Source organism: Streptomyces sp. NPDC107550, from assembly GCF_055639095.1.
In genome coordinates, this window is record NZ_JBVKBC010000007.1 from 163,707 (window position 1) to 180,791 (window position 17,085).

General features: G+C 72.3%; 9 protein-coding genes. 3 read left to right on the forward strand and 6 right to left on the reverse strand.

Features of this window, described 5'->3' with window-relative positions:
* Positions 1-418: 418 nt before the first annotated feature.
* Entirely contained in the window at positions 419-1,885 is a 1,467-nt protein-coding gene (locus tag ACZ7LY_RS12855; protein WP_471624582.1) for an MFS transporter, read from the forward strand.
* On the opposite strand, the gene ACZ7LY_RS12860 is transcribed toward ACZ7LY_RS12855, so the two are convergent.
* A complete protein-coding gene (locus tag ACZ7LY_RS12860) occupies positions 1,875-3,122 on the reverse strand; it encodes an MFS transporter (protein WP_471624583.1) in 1,248 nt (415 codons plus the stop codon). The two genes, ACZ7LY_RS12855 and ACZ7LY_RS12860, sit on opposite strands and share 11 nt — an antisense overlap.
* Before the next feature lie 161 nt (positions 3,123-3,283).
* Here ACZ7LY_RS12860 and ACZ7LY_RS12865 point away from each other — a divergent pair, with 161 nt between their 5' ends.
* A complete protein-coding gene (locus ACZ7LY_RS12865) occupies positions 3,284-4,252 on the forward strand; it encodes a GlxA family transcriptional regulator (protein ID WP_471624713.1) in 969 nt (322 codons plus the stop codon).
* A complete protein-coding gene (locus ACZ7LY_RS12870; RefSeq protein WP_471624584.1) occupies positions 4,249-4,617 on the forward strand; it encodes a VOC family protein in 369 nt (122 codons plus the stop codon). The genes ACZ7LY_RS12865 and ACZ7LY_RS12870 overlap by 4 nt, the downstream gene beginning before the upstream one ends.
* 165 nt (positions 4,618-4,782) lie before the next feature.
* Here ACZ7LY_RS12870 and ACZ7LY_RS12875 read toward each other — a convergent pair whose 3' ends face one another.
* The 5 genes from ACZ7LY_RS12875 to ACZ7LY_RS12895 all read right to left on the reverse strand — a co-directional run bounded on the left by ACZ7LY_RS12875 (position 4,783) and on the right by ACZ7LY_RS12895 (position 17,024).
* Complete coding sequence (locus ACZ7LY_RS12875) at positions 4,783-5,112, reverse strand: hypothetical protein (RefSeq protein ID WP_471624585.1); 330 nt, start codon at positions 5,110-5,112, stop codon at positions 4,783-4,785.
* Between the two features lie 140 nt (positions 5,113-5,252).
* Positions 5,253-7,112, reverse strand: a complete 1,860-nt coding sequence (gene drmB, locus ACZ7LY_RS12880; protein WP_471624586.1) for a DrmB family protein — start codon at positions 7,110-7,112, stop codon at positions 5,253-5,255.
* On the reverse strand, positions 7,109-10,372 hold the full coding sequence (locus ACZ7LY_RS12885) for a helicase-related protein (protein WP_471624587.1): 3,264 nt from the start codon (positions 10,370-10,372) through the stop codon (positions 7,109-7,111). The genes drmB and ACZ7LY_RS12885 overlap by 4 nt, the downstream gene beginning before the upstream one ends.
* Entirely contained in the window at positions 10,369-12,267 is a 1,899-nt protein-coding gene (locus ACZ7LY_RS12890; RefSeq protein WP_471624588.1) for a UvrD-helicase domain-containing protein, read from the reverse strand. Before ACZ7LY_RS12890 ends, ACZ7LY_RS12885 begins: the two co-directional genes overlap by 4 nt.
* A complete protein-coding gene (locus tag ACZ7LY_RS12895) occupies positions 12,264-17,024 on the reverse strand; it encodes a sacsin N-terminal ATP-binding-like domain-containing protein (RefSeq protein WP_471624589.1) in 4,761 nt (1,586 codons plus the stop codon). Before ACZ7LY_RS12895 ends, ACZ7LY_RS12890 begins: the two co-directional genes overlap by 4 nt.
* Between the last annotated feature and the right edge of the window lie 61 nt (positions 17,025-17,085).

A 17,085-nucleotide genomic window follows, 5' to 3' on the forward strand; every position in this document is an offset into this window, starting at 1 on the left:
GGCGCGGGGTGCGGTTCAGTTCCTTCGTCTGACGGCTCGTCGTGGCCGCTCGCGCAGTTCCCCGCGCCCCTGGGTGGGTGGGTGGCCTCGGCCGGTGGGTTTCCTCGACTTTCGTCGTGGCTGGTCGCGCAGTTCCCCGCGCCCCTGGAGGGGCGACTGCGTCGCCACCTCCCCCTGGGGAAGCTGGGGCGAAGCCCCGCTTCCAGGGGCGCGGGGAACTGCGCGATCAGCCCCCACCGGCCCGCAGGTGACCACGCACCAGGTGTGCCCCGATAGGGGCGCGGGGAACTGCGCGATCGGGCGGTCACCGGGGCGCCGGTGATGGGCGGAGTCAGGGGCAGCCCCCTTAATAGGCGCGGGGGCGTGAGGACGGGCCGTGGGGGAAGACGGGGGTTCCCCGGGGAGAAGGAGGCGCGCCGTGAGCGAACCCACCGTCACCACATCCGTCCCCGCCCGCCTGGACAGACTCCCTTGGTCCCGCTGGCACTGGACGGTAGTCATCGGCCTCGGCACAGTCTGGATCCTGGACGGCCTGGAAGTGACCGTCGTAGGAAACATCGCCGGCCGCCTCTCGGAGTCCGGCAGCGGCCTCCCCGTAACATCCGCCCAGGTCACCGGCCTGGCCGCAGCCCTCTACGTAGCCGGCGCCTGCGCGGGAGCCCTGTTCTTCGGCCGCCTGACCGACCGCCACGGCCGCAAGAAACTCTTCCTGCTGACGCTCGGCGTCTACCTCGCCGCGACCGCGCTGACAGCGGTCTCGTTCTCCTCCTGGTGGTTCTTCGCGTTCCGCTTCCTGACCGGCTTCGGCATCGGCGGCGAGTACGCGGCCATCAACTCCGCCATCGACGAGCTGATCCCCTCCCGGTACCGGGGCCGCGTCGACCTGATCATCAACGGCAGTTTCTGGCTCGGCGCGATCGGCGGCTCGCTCCTGTCGATCGTGGCGCTGAACACGGACCTGTTCGCGAAGAACGTCGGCTGGCGCCTCACGTTCGCCCTCGGCGTCGTCCTCGGCCTGGTCATCCTGCTCGTCCGCCGCAACGTCCCCGAGAGCCCCCGCTGGCTCATCATCCACGGCAGGCAGCGAGAGGCCGAGGACCTCGTCGCCGGCATCGAGGACCGCGTACGCGCCCAGCACCACGACCGCGAACTCCCCGCGCCGGACGGCGAGATCACCATCCGGCAGCGCGGCAGCGTCGGCTTCGGCGAGATCGCCCGTACCGTCTTCACCACGTACCCCAAGCGCACCACGCTCGGGCTCGCCCTCTTCATCGGGCAGGCGTTCCTCTACAACGCGATCACCTTCGGCTTCGGCGCGATCCTCACCACGTTCTTCGACGTGCCGACCGGCTCCACCGGCTACTACTTCGCCGTCGTCGCCGCCGGCAACTTCCTCGGCCCGTTGCTGCTCGGCCGGTTCTTCGACACGCTCGGGCGCCGGATCATGATCTCGTCGACGTATCTGCTGTCGGGGCTGCTGCTGTTCGCCACGGCGTATCTGTTCAGCCGGGGCTCGCTCAGCGCGACGACGCTCACCGCCTGCTGGTGCGTCGTGCTGTTCTTCGCGTCGGCCGGCGCCTCCAGCGCGTATCTGACCGTCTCGGAGATCTTCCCGATGGAGACCAGGGCGCTGGCCATCGCCTTCTTCTACGCGATCGGCACGGCCGCCGGCGGGATCAGCGGGCCGCTGCTGTTCGCGGACCTCACCAAGAGCGGCAAGATCGCGGACACCGCGCTCGCGTTCCAGATCGGCGCGAGTCTGATGTGCGTGGCGGGTCTGGTCGCCGCGTTCCTCGCCGTACGGGCAGAGGGGCGCTCCCTTGAGGACATCGCGCGCCCGCTGTCCGCCGCGCCGCCCACCGGGCCCGGCCCCGCTACACCGTGACCCGGCGCGCCCCGCACCCCGCCCGCGCCGGCCGCCGCCCGGCGATGGTCAGCGCGAGCAGCGACGCCACCGCGCACAGCACGCCCGCCCCCACCCAGACGAGGTCGTACGAGCCGAGGGCGTCCCGCACCGCGCCCCCGGCGTACGCCATCGCGCCCGCGCCCGCCTGGTGCGCGGCGCCGACCCAGCCGAAGACCAGCGGCGCGCGCGAGCCGTAGTGCACGCGGCACAGCGCGAGGGTCGGCGGCACGGTCGCCACGTCGAGCAGCCCGAACACCACGGTGAACGCCACCAGCGGCGGCCCCACCGTCGCCGTCAGCAGCATCGGCAGCGCCAGCAGGCTCAGCCCGCGCAGCGCGTAGTACGCGGCGAGCAGCCGGCGCGGGTCGGAGCGGTCGGTCGCCCAGCCGGAGCCGACGGTTCCGGCGACGTTGAAGATCCCGACGAGGGAGAGCAGCGAGGCGGCGAGCGTCGCCGGCATGCCGTGGTCGTGGGCGGCGGGCGCGAAGTGCGTCCACATCACGCCGTTCGTCGACGCGCCGCACACCGCGAACGTGCCCGCCAGCAGCCAGAACGGCCCTCCGCGCAGCCAGGAGGCGGCCCCTGGCCCCCGTACCGGGAGCGACGCCCGCTGCCGGGCGGGGTCGCGGACGGCCGCGTACACGAGCGGCAGCGCGCCGGCCGCGGCCAGCGCGAGCCCGTACGCGGCGGCCCGCCACCCGTACGCGCCGATCACCCACGACAGCAGCGGCAGGAACACGAACTGGCCGACCACGCTCGCCGCCGTGAGCAGCCCCGCGACCAGGCCACGCCGCGCCGTGAACCAGCGCTCGGTGACGGTCGCCGCGAACGTCGACGCGCACGCCCCCGTGCCGAGCCCCACCAGCACCCCCCAGTACAGGGCGAACTGCCAGGGCGCGGTCACCGTCGTCGTCAGCAGCGCCCCCGCACCGACCAGCGCGAGCGCCCCCACGGCGACCTTGCGGATGCCCGCGCGGTCCATGAGGGCGGCGGCGAACGGCGCGGTCAGCCCGTACACCACCATGTTCACGAGCGAGCCGAGGCCGATCGCCGCGCGCGACCAGCCCAGTTCCGCGTGGAGCGGGCCGACGAGGAGGCCGGCGAGCGTGCTGAAGGCGCCGGCGACGACGAGGGCGAGCGCGGCCCCGGCGGCGACCACCCACGGCCGCCGGCGATCCGCCTTCTCACCCGTGCCTCGAGTTGTCATCTGGTCCATGCCCCGAGCCTGCGCCGGTCCGTACGGGCTTCACGAGTGGCCAGATGGTCGTGATGTGAAAGAATCTGGCCATGAGTGTAGGCGGGGAGGCTTCGATGGACGGGGAGGACGGCCGGCGGGCCGCGACGTCGGTGGCGACGTCGGTGGCGACGTCGGTGGGGATGACGGTGGCGGTGCTGGTCAGGGACGGTGTGCTGCCGATGGAACTGGGCCTGGTCCACCAGTTGTTCGGCGCCGCCCGCGACCCGGCGACGGGCGCGCCCCTCTACACCGTCCGCACCTGCGCGCCGCGCCCCGGGCGGGTCCGTACGGACGCCGACTTCCCCATCGAGGCGGCGCACGGCCTGGAGACGGTCGCGGCCGCCGACGTCGTCCTCGTCCCCGCCTCCCACGAACTCGACGAGGCCCTCGCGCCCGGCACCCTCGACGCGGACCTCGCGCGGGCGCTGTGCGTACGGCGGCCGGGACGGCGGGTCGCGTCGATCTGCACGGGCGCGTTCGTCCTCGCCGCCGCGGGGCTCCTCGACGGGCGCGGGGCGACCACGCACTGGCTGTCGTCGGCCCGCTTCGCCGCTACGTTTCCGCAGGTCACGGTCGATGCGGACGTGCTGTACGTGGATGAGGGCGCGGTGTTGACGTCGGCGGGGGAGGCGGCGGGCATCGACCTGTGCCTGCACATGATCCGCGCGGACCACGGCGCGGCCGTCGCGGCGGAGGTCGCCCGGCGCACGGTTGTGCCGCCGCACCGCGAGGGCGGTCAGGCGCAGTACATCCGGCGGCCGGTGGAGGCGGAGGGCGGCGCGTCCACGGCCGGCTCGCGCGCCTGGGCGCTGACCCGCCTGGCCGAACCGCTCACGCTGGCCGACCTCGCGGCGCGGGACGCGATGTCGGTGCGTACGTACAGCCGCCGGTTCCGCGAGGAGACGGGCCTGACCCCGATGACCTGGCTAGCGGGCCGCCGCCTCGACCGGGCGCGGGAGCTGCTGGAACGCACCGACCGCACGATCGACCGCGTCGCCGCCGAGACGGGCTTCGGCACGGCGGCCTCCCTGCGCCAGCACTTCCAGTCGGCGCTCGGGGTGTCGCCGGGCGCGTACCGGGCGACGTTCCGGGGCAGGCAGGGCGCATGACCGTACGAAGAATCGTGCCGAACGTCCGGATCGACTCCGAGCGGACCCTCGCCGCGCACCGCGCCTTCTACGGGCGGCTCGGCATGGCGGAGGCGATGGACCTCGGCTGGATCACGACCCTCGCGTCCCCGGAGTCCCCCACGGCCCAGCTCAGCTTCCTCACCCACGAGGCGACGGCCCCCGTCGTCCCCGACCTCAGCGTCGAACTGGCCGACGCGGGGGAGGTGGACGCGGCGTACGAGGCGATGCGGGAGGCGGGCGCGGAGATCGTCCACAGCCTGCGGGACGAGGACTGGGGAGTCCGCCGCTTCTTCGTCCGGGACCCGCAGGGCAGGGTGATCAACGTGCTGGCGCACGGGGGGTGAGGGGGGTTCCGTCCGGCGCCGGGGGTTTGGGTGACGGGGGTTCCGGCCGGCCGGTGCGGGTTCCGGGTGACGGGGGCTCCGGCCGGCCGGGGGTTCCGGTGGCGGCAGGGGCTTCGGCCGGCAGGCGGGGGCTTTGGGTGACGGTCCGCTTCTGACGGCGGTGGGTCAGCCGGCGGTGCTGCCCGTGCCGGAGGCGTGACGGTCGACGAGGGCGTAGGAGGCGGCGGCGACGGCCCCGGCCACGCCGAACACGGCCGGCCAGGCACCGACCTTCTTCGCCAGCGGATGCGACCCGGCGAACGCCGCGACATACGCCCCGGTCAGCGCCCCGGCGACGGCCCCGCCCCGCGCCTTCGTCCACTGCGACGCGGCGGCGGCCCCGGCGACGGCCAGCACGACACCCCCGAGCGGCCGCTTCTTCGTGAACCGAGCGGTGGCGTAACCCCCGATGAGGCCGGCGGCGGCGAGGGGAGCGGTAGGAACACGAGCGGCCATGGAAACCTCCGGCGAATCGGCAATCAGCAGACGTCCACACGCTGCACCAGCGAGGCTACGCCGGGGGCGGGGAGAGCGCCGGGGCGGGTCCGCGGCGGTCGGCACGGGCGAGCCCGCGACCGACCGCCACGTCTCGCCGTTCAGCTCTGCACGAGTTCCGCGAAGTAGCCGATCTCGGGGTCCTCCGGGGTGCCGACGAGCATCGCCCGGTCGAGCAGGATGTTGTTCTGCTCGCAGCTCGTCTCCGGGAGCATCAGGCACGCGTGACAGGCCGCGAGGTTCGCCCCGTAGGTGCCGGACGGGCCCGACTCGACGCACAGCGGATCGGCCGAGCACCAGCACGCGCGGCGCAGTGCGGAGGTGAGGCTCCGCGCCAACGTCTTCGGCTCCCCCTGGGCGACGAGACCGCCCAGGCTGCCCGCGGAGTCGCTCGTCGCCGTGTAGATGAGGAAGCCGGCCATCTGCTCGTCGGCGTAGAGACGTTCGCGCAGCGACGCGGCCGGATAGCCCGCGTCCAGCGACCACTCGTCGATGAGCACGTGCGCGAGGGTGTGCAGAAGGATCACGCGGGGCGACCCGGGCGACCGGCGAGGCGTCGCACCCTTCGGCGTCGCCTCGACCAGCGCGTCGTCGTGGCGCCGGGTCATGGAGGCGGCCCGTCGGCGGACCTCGCGGTGCTGAGCCCACTTGTCGAGGCGCCGGTTGTCGAGGCGCAGGAACACGCCCTCGCCACTCACCTCCATCGCGGGCAGCCACGGCAGAGGACGCGACGACAGAGGCGCCGCGGTGCTGTCGGGCGCCGCCTCGGCCTGCACGACCCGAGTGAACCCCTTCAGTGCGCGGACCTCCCGCAACCGCTTGACCAGCATGGGTCGTTGGAGGCCGCAGGGGTCGAGCGCGCCCCCGTCGTCCTCGGCGGGCGGCTCGCACACGAACTGCTCGCTCCGGTCCGCCCGCTCCGGGTTGCCCTCCGAGAGCTTGCGGTACTCCTGCCGCAGCAGCACGCGGTACGGGGCGTCCGGGGCCTGGGCCTCCTCGGACTCGGGCTGGGGGTCGTCCTGCACCTCGGCGACGAGCAGTTCCTTGACCCGGGCGACGTCGATCGGCGGGTTGGCGCCGAACTTGGTGGTGAGCACCAGCCCGATCTCCCGGTCCGTCTCGCACGCGCGCAGGTTGTCCCAGATCTCCGCGAGCGGGTCCGTGGAGCCGTCGCTCCACGGCGGGATCGACAGCGCCGACCTGAGCACGGGCTGCCAGAGGCTGGAGGAGCCGCGTTGCATCGTGCGGGGTGTCGCCGTGCAGTTGTCGGTGGGAGCACCCTTCAGCCAGGGGCTGCGGCCCTCACAGCGGATCTTCAGGTCGCGCAGCGCCTGCCGGCCGAAGGCGCCCTCCATGGACACCTCCTGCGCCGTTCCGCAGGTGCACGAGACGATGATCGACCGGAGCGAGGCCGTGCGGCCGGTCGTGCGGAGCATGAGAGTGCCGCCGCAGCTCCCCGTCGCGCCGTCCGCCCGGTTCGCGCGGTGCAGCCACTTCCAGTACGGGAAGTCGTCCAAGTGCCCCTTCTCGCAGGCCACGACGAAGCGGGACGGGACGAGGTCCTTCGCACAGTCCGAGCAGACCGCCCGGCCCGGAGGCGGGTTGAACTTCCCGACGGTCTGGAGCTTCTCGCAGCCGGGGCAGTTGTGCATGAGGGGGAAGCGCCGCACCCGCACCCCGTCGGTGCTGCGCTCGTCGGAGCCCGGCGGCAGCCGGAAGTGGCTCACCCCGAGGGCGCGGGCCAGTCGGTGCTCGTACAGCTTCGGGGCCTCGTCGAGCGACCAGCTCATGTCGGCGTCGTCCAGACCGCTGACGATGAACGACTCCTGCTCGAAGGCGACAAGGGAGCCGACGCCGTACGTCGTGACGGCCTGCGAGCGGCGGACAGAACCCTTGCGGGACAGCGCCTGGCGAGGTGTGCCCGTCGCGCGGGCGGAACGCCGCAGCCTGGGGGGTGTCATCGGGTGGCCTCCATGAAGAGAGCGGATTCGGCGTCGACGTCCCGCATGCTCCACAGAGTGGACCAGGCGGAGGCTTCCTCGGAGCGGTCGTCGAAGGGGCGCAGCAGCGCGGGCGTGCCCCGGTCGTTGAGCGGGTCGTAGAGGAGCCGGCCGTGGGCGGCGGCCGCGTCGCGCCACCAGGAGACGAACTCGTCGAAGGCGTCCTCCGTCGCGGCCGCCTCCCAGGGGGCGACACGCGTGACGCGCTCGATGAGGGCGGGGCGCACCAGCGCCTCGATCCGGCCCAGGTGGTCCTCGATGTCGCCCGCCCGATGGTTCTCGCGCAGCTCGGGTACGAGGATGCGCGTGAGGGCGACCACGACGGCGTGCAGTCCCCGGCCCCGGGAGCGGGACGAGAACGGCGTCACGGACGTGGACTCCACCTCCCGGTAGAGAGCCGAGTGGAAGTACTGGAAGTTCTCGTAGTGCGAACGGTCGCGGGAGCGGGCCGAGTTGAGCATCACAGCGACGAGCCCCGGGTGTCGACGGCCGACGCGGCTGGTCGCCTGGATGTACTCGGCGGTGGTCTGCGGCTGGCCCATGACCGCCATCAGCCCGAGCCGGTCCACGTCGACACCGACAGCGATCATGTTGGTGGCGAGCAGCACGTCGACGGCCTCAGGGTCGCCGAAGCGCCGCTCCAGGTTCTTCAGTTCGGTCGGCACCTCGCTGGCCCGCAACCTGCTGGTCAGTTCGGCGACGATGTCGACATCGCGCTCGGCGCCGCCGTCCCGCTCGGCGAGCAGCTTCAGGTAGTCCTTCACGTCGTCCTCGACCTGCAACTTGGCGGCCGAGAGCAGGCGCAGGCTGTTGAAGTAGCCGACGAGGGTCCAGTACGCGTCCCGGACGGCCGGGGCGAGATCCGCGCGGGCGGCCTGGTGGAGCAGAGCGGCGTAGGTGCGGATGAGCAGCGTGGACTGGCTGGTGCCCGGGGCGAAGAGGCCGACGTACTCGCGGCTCGCCTTGTCCACCGCGCGCGCCTCCACGGCGAACCACGAGTCCCGGGCATCCAGGCCGGCGGGCGGGAACTGGCGCACCTCCCGGTCGAAGAGGTGCCGTCCCTGCTCGGCGGCCCGTCGGATGGTGGCCGTCGAGGCGATGACCTTCGGTCCGTCGCACAGGGCGTCCACGGCGGTCTCGTACAGGCCGGTGAGAGTGCCCAACGGGCCGGAGATCAGGTGGAGTTCGTCCTGGACGATCAGCTCCGGCGGAGGCGTGGCGTCGTCGGTCCGATCGCGGTTGAACAGGGCGGCGGTCTTCTCGCGCCACGGCATCGCGGCGAACTTGTCCACGGTGGCGATGACGAGGGTGGGGCGGGCCGCGTACACGTCCTCGTCGACGAGGTGCACCGGCAGGCCGTCCGCGAAGTCGCAGTCCGTGCCGCGACAGCGGACCCACATGCGGCGCGCGCCCTCGTCGACGTCGTAGTCGCTGTGGTCGAGGCCCGTGCCGCACCAGGGGCAGACCTGGAGCTGGACGGGGTTCTCGGTGTCCAGCTCACCCTTGGTGGCGATGTCCTGAAGTCGCTCGCGGGCTCGCTGCAGCGTGTTCGGGGTGGCCGACTGGCCGACCCACATGCCGAGCGAGATCTCCTCCTCGCCCAACTCCTCGGGCATCGTCCGGCGCAGCTTCTCCATCGCGCACATGAGGATGGTGGCGCGTTCGAACTGCTGGAGGGTGAGCAGGCGCAGCGTGTACCGCATCAGCACAGTGACCCCGCCGCCGTCGGCGCCCCCGCGCAGCCGGCGCAGGAAGGTGGTGAAGGCGATCAGACCGAGGTACGCCTCCGTCTTGCCGCCACCGGTCGGGAACCACAGCAGGTCCGCGAGCTTTCGGTCCGCGTGCTTCGGGTCGTCGATGCCCACCAGACACAGCAGGATGAACGCGATCTGGAACGGGCGCCACTTCGCCGCCTCCCGGTCGGGCGCACCTGAACGGCCTCCCTTCAACCAGGCGCTGCGGGAGCGCTGGTCCGTCATCACCTGGTTGGCGAGGCGGAACGCCCTCATGACGTCGGGCTTGCTCCCGAGCAGGTCGATGCCGGCGCGCAACCGCCCGAGGGCCTCCTCGCACGCTTCGAGCTGCTTCTCGGCGGCCGCCCGGTGCGGCTCGTCCCCCAGGTGGGCCTTCTCGACTCGTTTGGCCGCGATCCAGGCCGCGTAGCCGTCCGCGAGCGCCGTGAGGTCGGCGACGATCTCCGCGTCGGAGCGGGTGGCCAGGCCGTTCATCGAGAGGGCCGCCGGAGCCACCCGCTCGATCTCCGTGTTGGAGTCGGCGAGCAGCACCTCGTGGCGCGGCAGGAACTGGGTGCGGATCTCGGCGACGGCCGGCCGCTCCTTGTCGATCAGACCGACGGGAGCCGGTGTCCAGGTCCACTCGGCCGCGCAACCGTGTCCCACCGCGAACGCCGGCGCGTGCCGGTAGAGCAGGCGGCTCGCGTCGACCTCCGCGTCGGGCGAACCAGCCGGCGCGGGCCGCTCGACGAACGCCGCCGCGCCTCCCGCCGCCGTGACCCGCAGTTCCGGCTGGAACAGGGCGTCGGCGTCGGCGAGGGCGCTCTCGCCGACCGTGTTGCCGTTCATGAGGGTGACGGTGACGGTGGCGGTCCGCCTGCCCGCGCTCTCGCCGGCCCTGCGCACGTGGACGTGCAGCTTCGCACCACCGTCCCCGAGCTCCTCCCAGGCCCGGAGCGGCCGCGTGACGTCGAACGTGACGTCACGCAACGCGAGTTGCCGGCGCCGCCAGTTCTCGCGCTGCTCCGCCGTGGTACGGGCCGTCGCCCGTACGGCGGACGTCCTGGCCCCCTGGGCGTCGACGGGCTCGTACACGGCGGCCCGCGTCGACACCGTGACCGAGGAGGCTTCTCCGAGGTCCACGGCGAAGGTGAGCCCGGCGGAGGACGGCTTGCGTTCGCCCGCGACCGGTGGCTCGGGCACACCGCCGTCGTCGGCTCCGCCGCCCGCGGCGAGCGGAATCGCCTCCGGTTCCTCCTCGACCCGCTCGGCCTCCGATGCGCGCGAGTCGGTCGGCGAGGTCCTGCGCGGGTGCAGCACACCCACGATGTAGCGGGTCAGCGGAGCGTCGTCCGTGAGGACCTCCGCGAGGTGCTCCGGCCCGTCGGACTCCGTGGGCCCGAGCAGCTCGCGGCGCAGCGCGCCGACGAGTCCCTCGCGGGCCTCGTAATGGGCGTCGTGCACACCCTGATGCCGACTGTCGGTCACTGCGTCTCCTCCTCGTCGCGCGCCCACTCGTGACGCCCCAGTCCACTCACCCTCGGGACCAACCAGACCCCTCGGGGCCCCAGACCGGCCGCCTCCGAGGTGGCGGACGTGCCGGCGGCGGTGACCACCGCCTCCACCCGGCAACCGGTCACCTTCTCCGGCCAGCTCGGGACCCAGGTCCTGCTGACCTTCATGATCCGGAACCAGTCCTTCCTGAAGCTCTCCGACACCTCGCCGATCGCCCGGTCGCCCAGGAACACCTCGTACCGAGGGCTCTGGTCGTCAGCCACGGGAACAGGGTTGACCCGACGGAGTTCGACCGGGTCGCCCGGGCACACCTCCTCACGCAACGACGCCTGCACGGCGGGCGCCCCGGCGCCGCCGAACGGCGCGGAACAGTCCACGTCGCCGCCGCGCAGCTCGACCCCGAAGCGCTGGTACGGCTTCCTTCCGGCGATGTGGACCCGGGCGCCGACCCTGTCCCGGCGCAGATCACGGACCTCGGGGGAGGGCACGTGGTAGAGGTCCTCACGCGGCCGGGTCATGGCCACGTAGAGCGCGCGTGCCTCGGCCGGCATGTCCACGTCCTCGCCGTACATCCGGCGCAGCTCGTCGACGGTCGGTGGCGTCAGCACGATCACGCGGTCGAACTCCAGCCCCTTCGCGCGGTGCACGGTGGACACGACGACCCGGGCGGGGGACGGCTCCGTCAGGTCCTCGGGGAAGCGGCCCTGCTGGATCAGCCCGGGGAGCCGGCCCAGGTCGAGCCCCTGCCCTCCTCGGGCCGGGGCGACACCGCGCAACACCCGCCACACCTCCGCCGGTTCCGTCCTCGGCGGCAGGGGGACCCCCTCGAGGACGGCGTGGAAGCGCTTCTCCGTGACGGTGGTGGCGTCCGTCGCCGTGAGCAGGGCCGCCACCCACGCGGGGACCGGCCGGTCACGGGCGGACCGCCGCAGCGTGTGCGTGACCCCTGCGGCGTGCAGGATCTCGGAGACCTTCAGCGCCTGCCGGTTGTCCCACGCGAGCAGGGCGACCCGGTCCGAGGGGGCGCGGAGCGACGCGAGGAACATCTCGTCGTCGACGGCGGGGAAGCCGGCCTGCTCCAGCAGCAGCGTGCGGAGTCTGTCGTAGGTGTCCTCGGCGGCGCGGTGCGCCGCCTCGCCCACCGGGGGCCTGCGCAGCTCGTCACCGAAGGGCAGCACGGTACGCACCTGCTCGCTCGCCGCGCGGAAGTTCCGGGTCAGCCGCAGTTCCTCGTGATCGTCGAAGGACGTGCGCACCCAGTCGAAGAACTGCCCGGCCTCCAGGTCCCGTTCGGAGCGCTCCGGGATCTGGAACCCGTACACGAACTGCGCGTCGTCGCCGACGACGGTGAATCCGAGCGAGTCCCGGTACACGTCGATCAGGGTCTCGACCATGTTCCGGCGGACACCCACCAGGTCCTGGGCCTCGTCCACGACGACGTGCGCCGGGACCCCGGCCCTGCTGCCTTCCACCGCGCCCTTCTCGATGGCCGCGGTGGCTTCCTCGATCCGTTCGTCGAACGAACGCGTGGACCAGTCGACCTCGGGGTGGGCGCCGCAGAGCAGTTCGAGGGCCCATGCGTCGAAGGTACGGGGACGCACGTTCCGGGCGGGGCCGCCGTTCGCCCGCAGACGGGCGGCCAGTTCCCGAACCGCCGCCTGCGAGAAGCTGAGCACCAGGAGCTCGTCCGCTTCGACGGCCTCCTCGGGGTCCGGGGCGCCCACGAGACGGTCGAGGCGCCGGACCATGGTGTGCGTCTTGCCGGCACCGGCCCCGGCGGTCACCAGGACCCGGGCGTCCCACGGCCGTTCGACCACCGCCCGCTGTTCGTCGGTGAGCTCGGGGGCGGTGTCGGAGAGGTCGCTCACTGCTCGCTCCACAGGTGTTCGAACCGGGTGAAGGCCAGGTCCTCGTCGAAGTTGGTGATGTTGTCGCGGACGTCGAGGATCAGGCACGTGTCCTTGCCGCCGTTGAGCGGTCCGCGAAGGCCGCGTCCGATCATCTGCATGTACACGTTGGGGCTGTACACGGGGCGGGCGACGACGACCGCGCGGGTCGCGGGCGCGTCGAAACCCTGGGTGAGGACGCCGTAGTTGGTCAGGACCCGCAACCTGCCGGTGCGGAAGTCGGACACCAAGCGTCGGCGTTCGAGCGGGGCGGTGGTCGCGTCCACCGAGGCCGCCGCGACATCGACGTCCCGCAGCCTGGCGGCGAGCAGCTTGGCATGGTCCACGGAGGAGGCGAAGACGAGCACGGGCCAGTCCGAGGGCATGGCACGGATCTCCGCGACGATGCGGGAGCTGCGGTCGTGGTCCTCCGCGAGTCGATGCTCGGCGGACTTGGTCAACAGGCCCATGGTCCTGGCCTGTTCGCTCTCGGTGTGGTCCAGGACGATGGAACCGCCCTCCAGCTCGCGGTGTTCCACGCGGGCCAGTACGCCGAGCTTCTGCAGCTCCGTGTGCGGGTCGTGGCCGTCGAAGATCCCCAGGTCCAGGCGGTCCTTACCGAAGCGGTTGACCAACTGCCGGGTCTCCACCTCGTTGGTGCTGCGGAACGGGGTCGCGGTCAGCCCCAGAAGCGGCCGTTCCGTACGGTAGGCGGTGAGCCCCAACTGGCGGAGGATCTCCGTGTATCGGCGGCCCAGCGCGGTGTGCGCCTCGTCGACGATGACCAGCGCCGCCCGGCGCAGCCAGCCGTACGAGTCGTCCGCCAGGCATCCGGGCATGTCCAGCTTGGCGTCGGTGGCGACCACGAGATGGGGCATGTCGCTGACGTCGGCGGCCTCGTTGGTCGTCCACAGGCGGCTGATCGCCAGCGGGGTCTCCGCGCCGACCTTCTCCCAGACGAACTTCCAGCTCTGCACGGCCTGTTCGCACAGCTCCTCGGTCTGGCCGATCCACAGGATCGGCCCCGGGAGCGCTCCGACCTTCTTCACCCAGCGGATCACCGCCTCGGCGGCCACCCGGGTCTTGCCCGCCCCGGTGGGCAGAGAGAGCATCGCCCGCTGCGGGGTCAGCTGATCGAGCATGTCCACGACGTTCGTGGCCAGGCGTTCCTGATAGTCGTGCAGGCGGGGGAAGTCGGTGGGCCCGGACACCTGGATCCTGGGCTCCAGCGGCGGGGCTCGGTGTCCGGCGAAGGACTCGGGGAACTTGAGGTCGGAGACGAACTTCACCGCGGTCGAGGACCCGCTGTAGCCCTCCGGGGCGTCGGGATGGGCCGCGCGGATCTCCCGCCGGTACTGGCGCAGCACCGAGTCGCCGTGGGCGTTGAACGCCAACTGGGCGATGCGGTACTCGGAGGGCTCGCTGCCGCCGTTCTGCTCACGTTCCCCGTCGAGCAGGCCGGCGGGAAGGCCCTCGCGCAGGGCGTCCGCCCCGACGAGCAGCAGCAGCTTGCGGACGACGTCCCGCTCCTCCCGGATCGCCGAACGGCGGGCCAACGCCTCCTTGTTCTCGGCGTCCCGACGCCCGCGCTCCAGGAGGCCTTCACAGCCGGCCCGTCCCAGGCGGAGTCCCAGGAGCTCGTCCACGGTGCGCAGCATCGCCAGATCGTCCGCGTCCCGTGCCACCAGGATGGTCGTGCCCTGGCGGGCGTGCCGCAGCGGCTCCGCCTTCGTGCCGCCGGGGGATCGGGTGATCTCCTCGAGTTCGCGCACACGCTGCAGGTGCATGCCCTTGATCTCGTTGCGGAACCCGTACTGGCGCAGCACGGGCAGCGCCTCGTCCAGCGGCTGGGGCTCGCCGTCGGCGACGACGCGGGTCTCCCGGGTGATGACGTCGCCGTACCGGCTCATGCCCCAGAGCGAGATCAGGGTGTCGGCCTCCTCCGCGGTCGACGTCAGCAGGGCGGGCACCCCCTCGGCCCGCAGCGCCCGGTACTCGGAGGCGTCCGCGGTCACGGCGATGTCCTCGTCGGTGCGGGAGCCCCACTCGTTCCCGGTCCGGCAGCGGGTGAGGTAGCCCTCCTCGAAGGAGTGATCGATCCGCGCGAGCAGCGCGTACGCCGATCCCACGAACGCGTCGTCGTCCGTGCTGCCCAGTCGCTCCAACAGGCCGTCCCACAGCCGGGAGGGCACGTCCTCGACCAGGTCCGGCAGGCGCAGCAGGCGCGCCTTCTCCGCCGTGAGGTCGGCTACGGGCAGCACGGAACGGTAAGCGGAGAGCGCGGGTCCGACCGCCTCCGCCGGCGGTCGGACCCCCTGCGAGGTGTCGACGCGCCCGTGGCGGTGGAGCATCCAGACGATGGGGGAGCGGACGGCCCGGCGCGTGTCGGCCCGGGCGCCGATCTGCATCGTCCACGAGCTGATCAGGCCGGCGTCGGGCAGCGTCCGCAGGAAGCGGACCCGGGCGCTCTCCGACATCCGGGGCAGCAGATGCAGGGGGCCGCCGGTCGCCGCGCCGTCGAGACGGACACGGGCGAGAGTGGGGCGCTGCGCCGTGTCGTCCGTGAGCTGCTCGCAGTAGGCGGCGTGCGCGGCCGCCCGGTAGTCCTCGAACCAGGGCTCGGCCTCCGGACGGTGCTCCAGCGACGGCCGTTCGCGCACGCCGACCGTGCCGAGGAAGGTCTTGGAATCCGCGTGGAAGGTGTCGTCGACGGCGATGCCCGGGTCGCTCTCGGCGGTGACGACAGGACCGGGCAGCATCACGTCGCCGGGCGCGCGGAACGTCCCGTCGGCGGTGCGCACCCGCAGGACCCGGTGCGCGTCCGGGACGCGGCGCTGCACCTCGTGCCCGACGGCGCTCACCCCGGCCTGGTGGAAGAGTTCCCAGAACCGCTGCCATCGGCCGTCGTCGTAGTCGTCGAAACCCTGCTCGAGGACGCTGAGGAAACGTCCTCGCACGTCGGCCTCGCGGATGCCGAGGATGTTCAGGGCGCCGGCCAGCGAGAGGTCCTCGGAGAGGGCGCGGTCCACGTAGACGAGCGACTCGCGCAGGCCGTCCTGGGACGCCCGGCGGAACACCTTGCCGACCACGGGGGCGACGAAGCCGTGCTCCTCGGTGCGTACGATCCTGGCGGTGCGGGCCTCGGCCGCGCATTCGGCCTTCGTGTCGATCATGTCGGCGACGATGTGGATCGCCGCGGCGGAGGAGGCCGCAGTACCGTCCTGGACCAGTGCCTCCAACCACTCGCGGACGTTCGCCCGGCGGTGCCCGGCCGCCGAGAGGATGTGCTCGACCTTTCCGGTACGCAGCGCGGTGGCCTCGGCGGACGGGTGCAACCAGTCGACCGGGCGCCCGGGGTGGGCCTTCCAGAAGGCCGTCCAGCGCCGGCTCGATCGGATGTCCTTGCCCAGGTCCGGGGTGATGTGCAGGTCGGCGGGCCTGCGCAGCACCCCCTCCTGGTCGGGCAGCGAGGGGAGTTCGACGGTCGCCTGCCACACGTGCCGGGTCAGCGCCTTGTCCGCCCAGCTCACGGTCTCCTTGTCGCGTCCCGGCAACAGCCGCAGATACGCCCCGGGGTCCTCGGCGGGGGCGAGTTCGGGCAGCGAGGTGACGACGAGCCGGGCGGCCGTGGACAGCATCTCCGCGTTGAAGGGGGAGGAGTCCAGCAGGTTCTGACGGTCCTCGTTCGTCTTCCAGGGCCCGTTGAGGATGCCGGTCAGACCCATCTCGTACTTCGTGGGGAAGAACGCCCAGAAGCGGCCGCGTCCGGCGGGGACGGTGAGCAGCCCGCTCTCCTTGTCCCTGGTGTACTCGGGAACCGCCCACGCGAGGTCGACCGTCGCCCGGTCGTGCAGTTCCCCGGCGTCGGTGCGGGCGGTGGCGGAAGGCGTGTGGGTGTGCGCGAACACGCGCCACCGAGAGGTCTCGGAGTGCCGTCCCGTGCGCTCCTCGCGGATGACGTGCAGGTTGTCGTCGCTGTCGACGCGCAGGAGACGGTCGATAGGCGGGGTGACACGTCGGTCCTGCAACAGGACGCGTGCCACGTGAGGAGAGAAGAGCTGGAAGCCGGTGGGGAACTCCTCCCGGTCTCCCCCTTTGCCGCCGCCGAACATGTCGAGCCCGAGCCGTTTGGCGGCGCCCGGCAGCAGCGGCAGGCGTACGACGGTCGTGGCCCATCCCATCAGCTCGTCGAGGACGGGGTCGTCCGCGCGTTCGGCCTTCTCGTCGAGGGCACGGGCCATGCGCAGCACGGGCGTCTCGAATTCCTGGCCGAGTTTCGCGGCCACCCCGGGGACTTCCCGGATCAATCGCTGCGACCATTCCCGGTCGAAGCCGAAGGAGCCTGTGCGGCTGAAGAACTGCGGTGTGTCCGTCACGACGAGTACGGACTTCACGCCGACGCCGAATCGGCCGATCTGGCCGCCGCGCTTTCGTGACACGCTCATCCGGAGAATGGTCTCGGCGCCCTCCGGGGTGACCGGACTTCCCTCGTTGGCGCAATAGAGATGGGTCTGCGTCAGCACGACATGGGTGCGGCCCCCGGGCTCGGCGGCGATCTCGTCGGCGGCGTTCTGCACGAGCTCGAAGAGCTGGCGGTCCCCGTATCCGCCCTTGGTGATGCGGCGTTCACCGTTGGCGTGTTCGGGGATCAGGCCGGGGTCGGCCTCGTAGGTCTTCAGCACGCGTGCGGACTGTTCGAGAACAGTGGCGATGACGGGTGATGCGGGGTCCGGAGCCATGGGTGACCTGTCCTTGGAGGAAAAGGGGAGTGGTTCCTTGCGGTTCTGTGGTCGAGGGAGA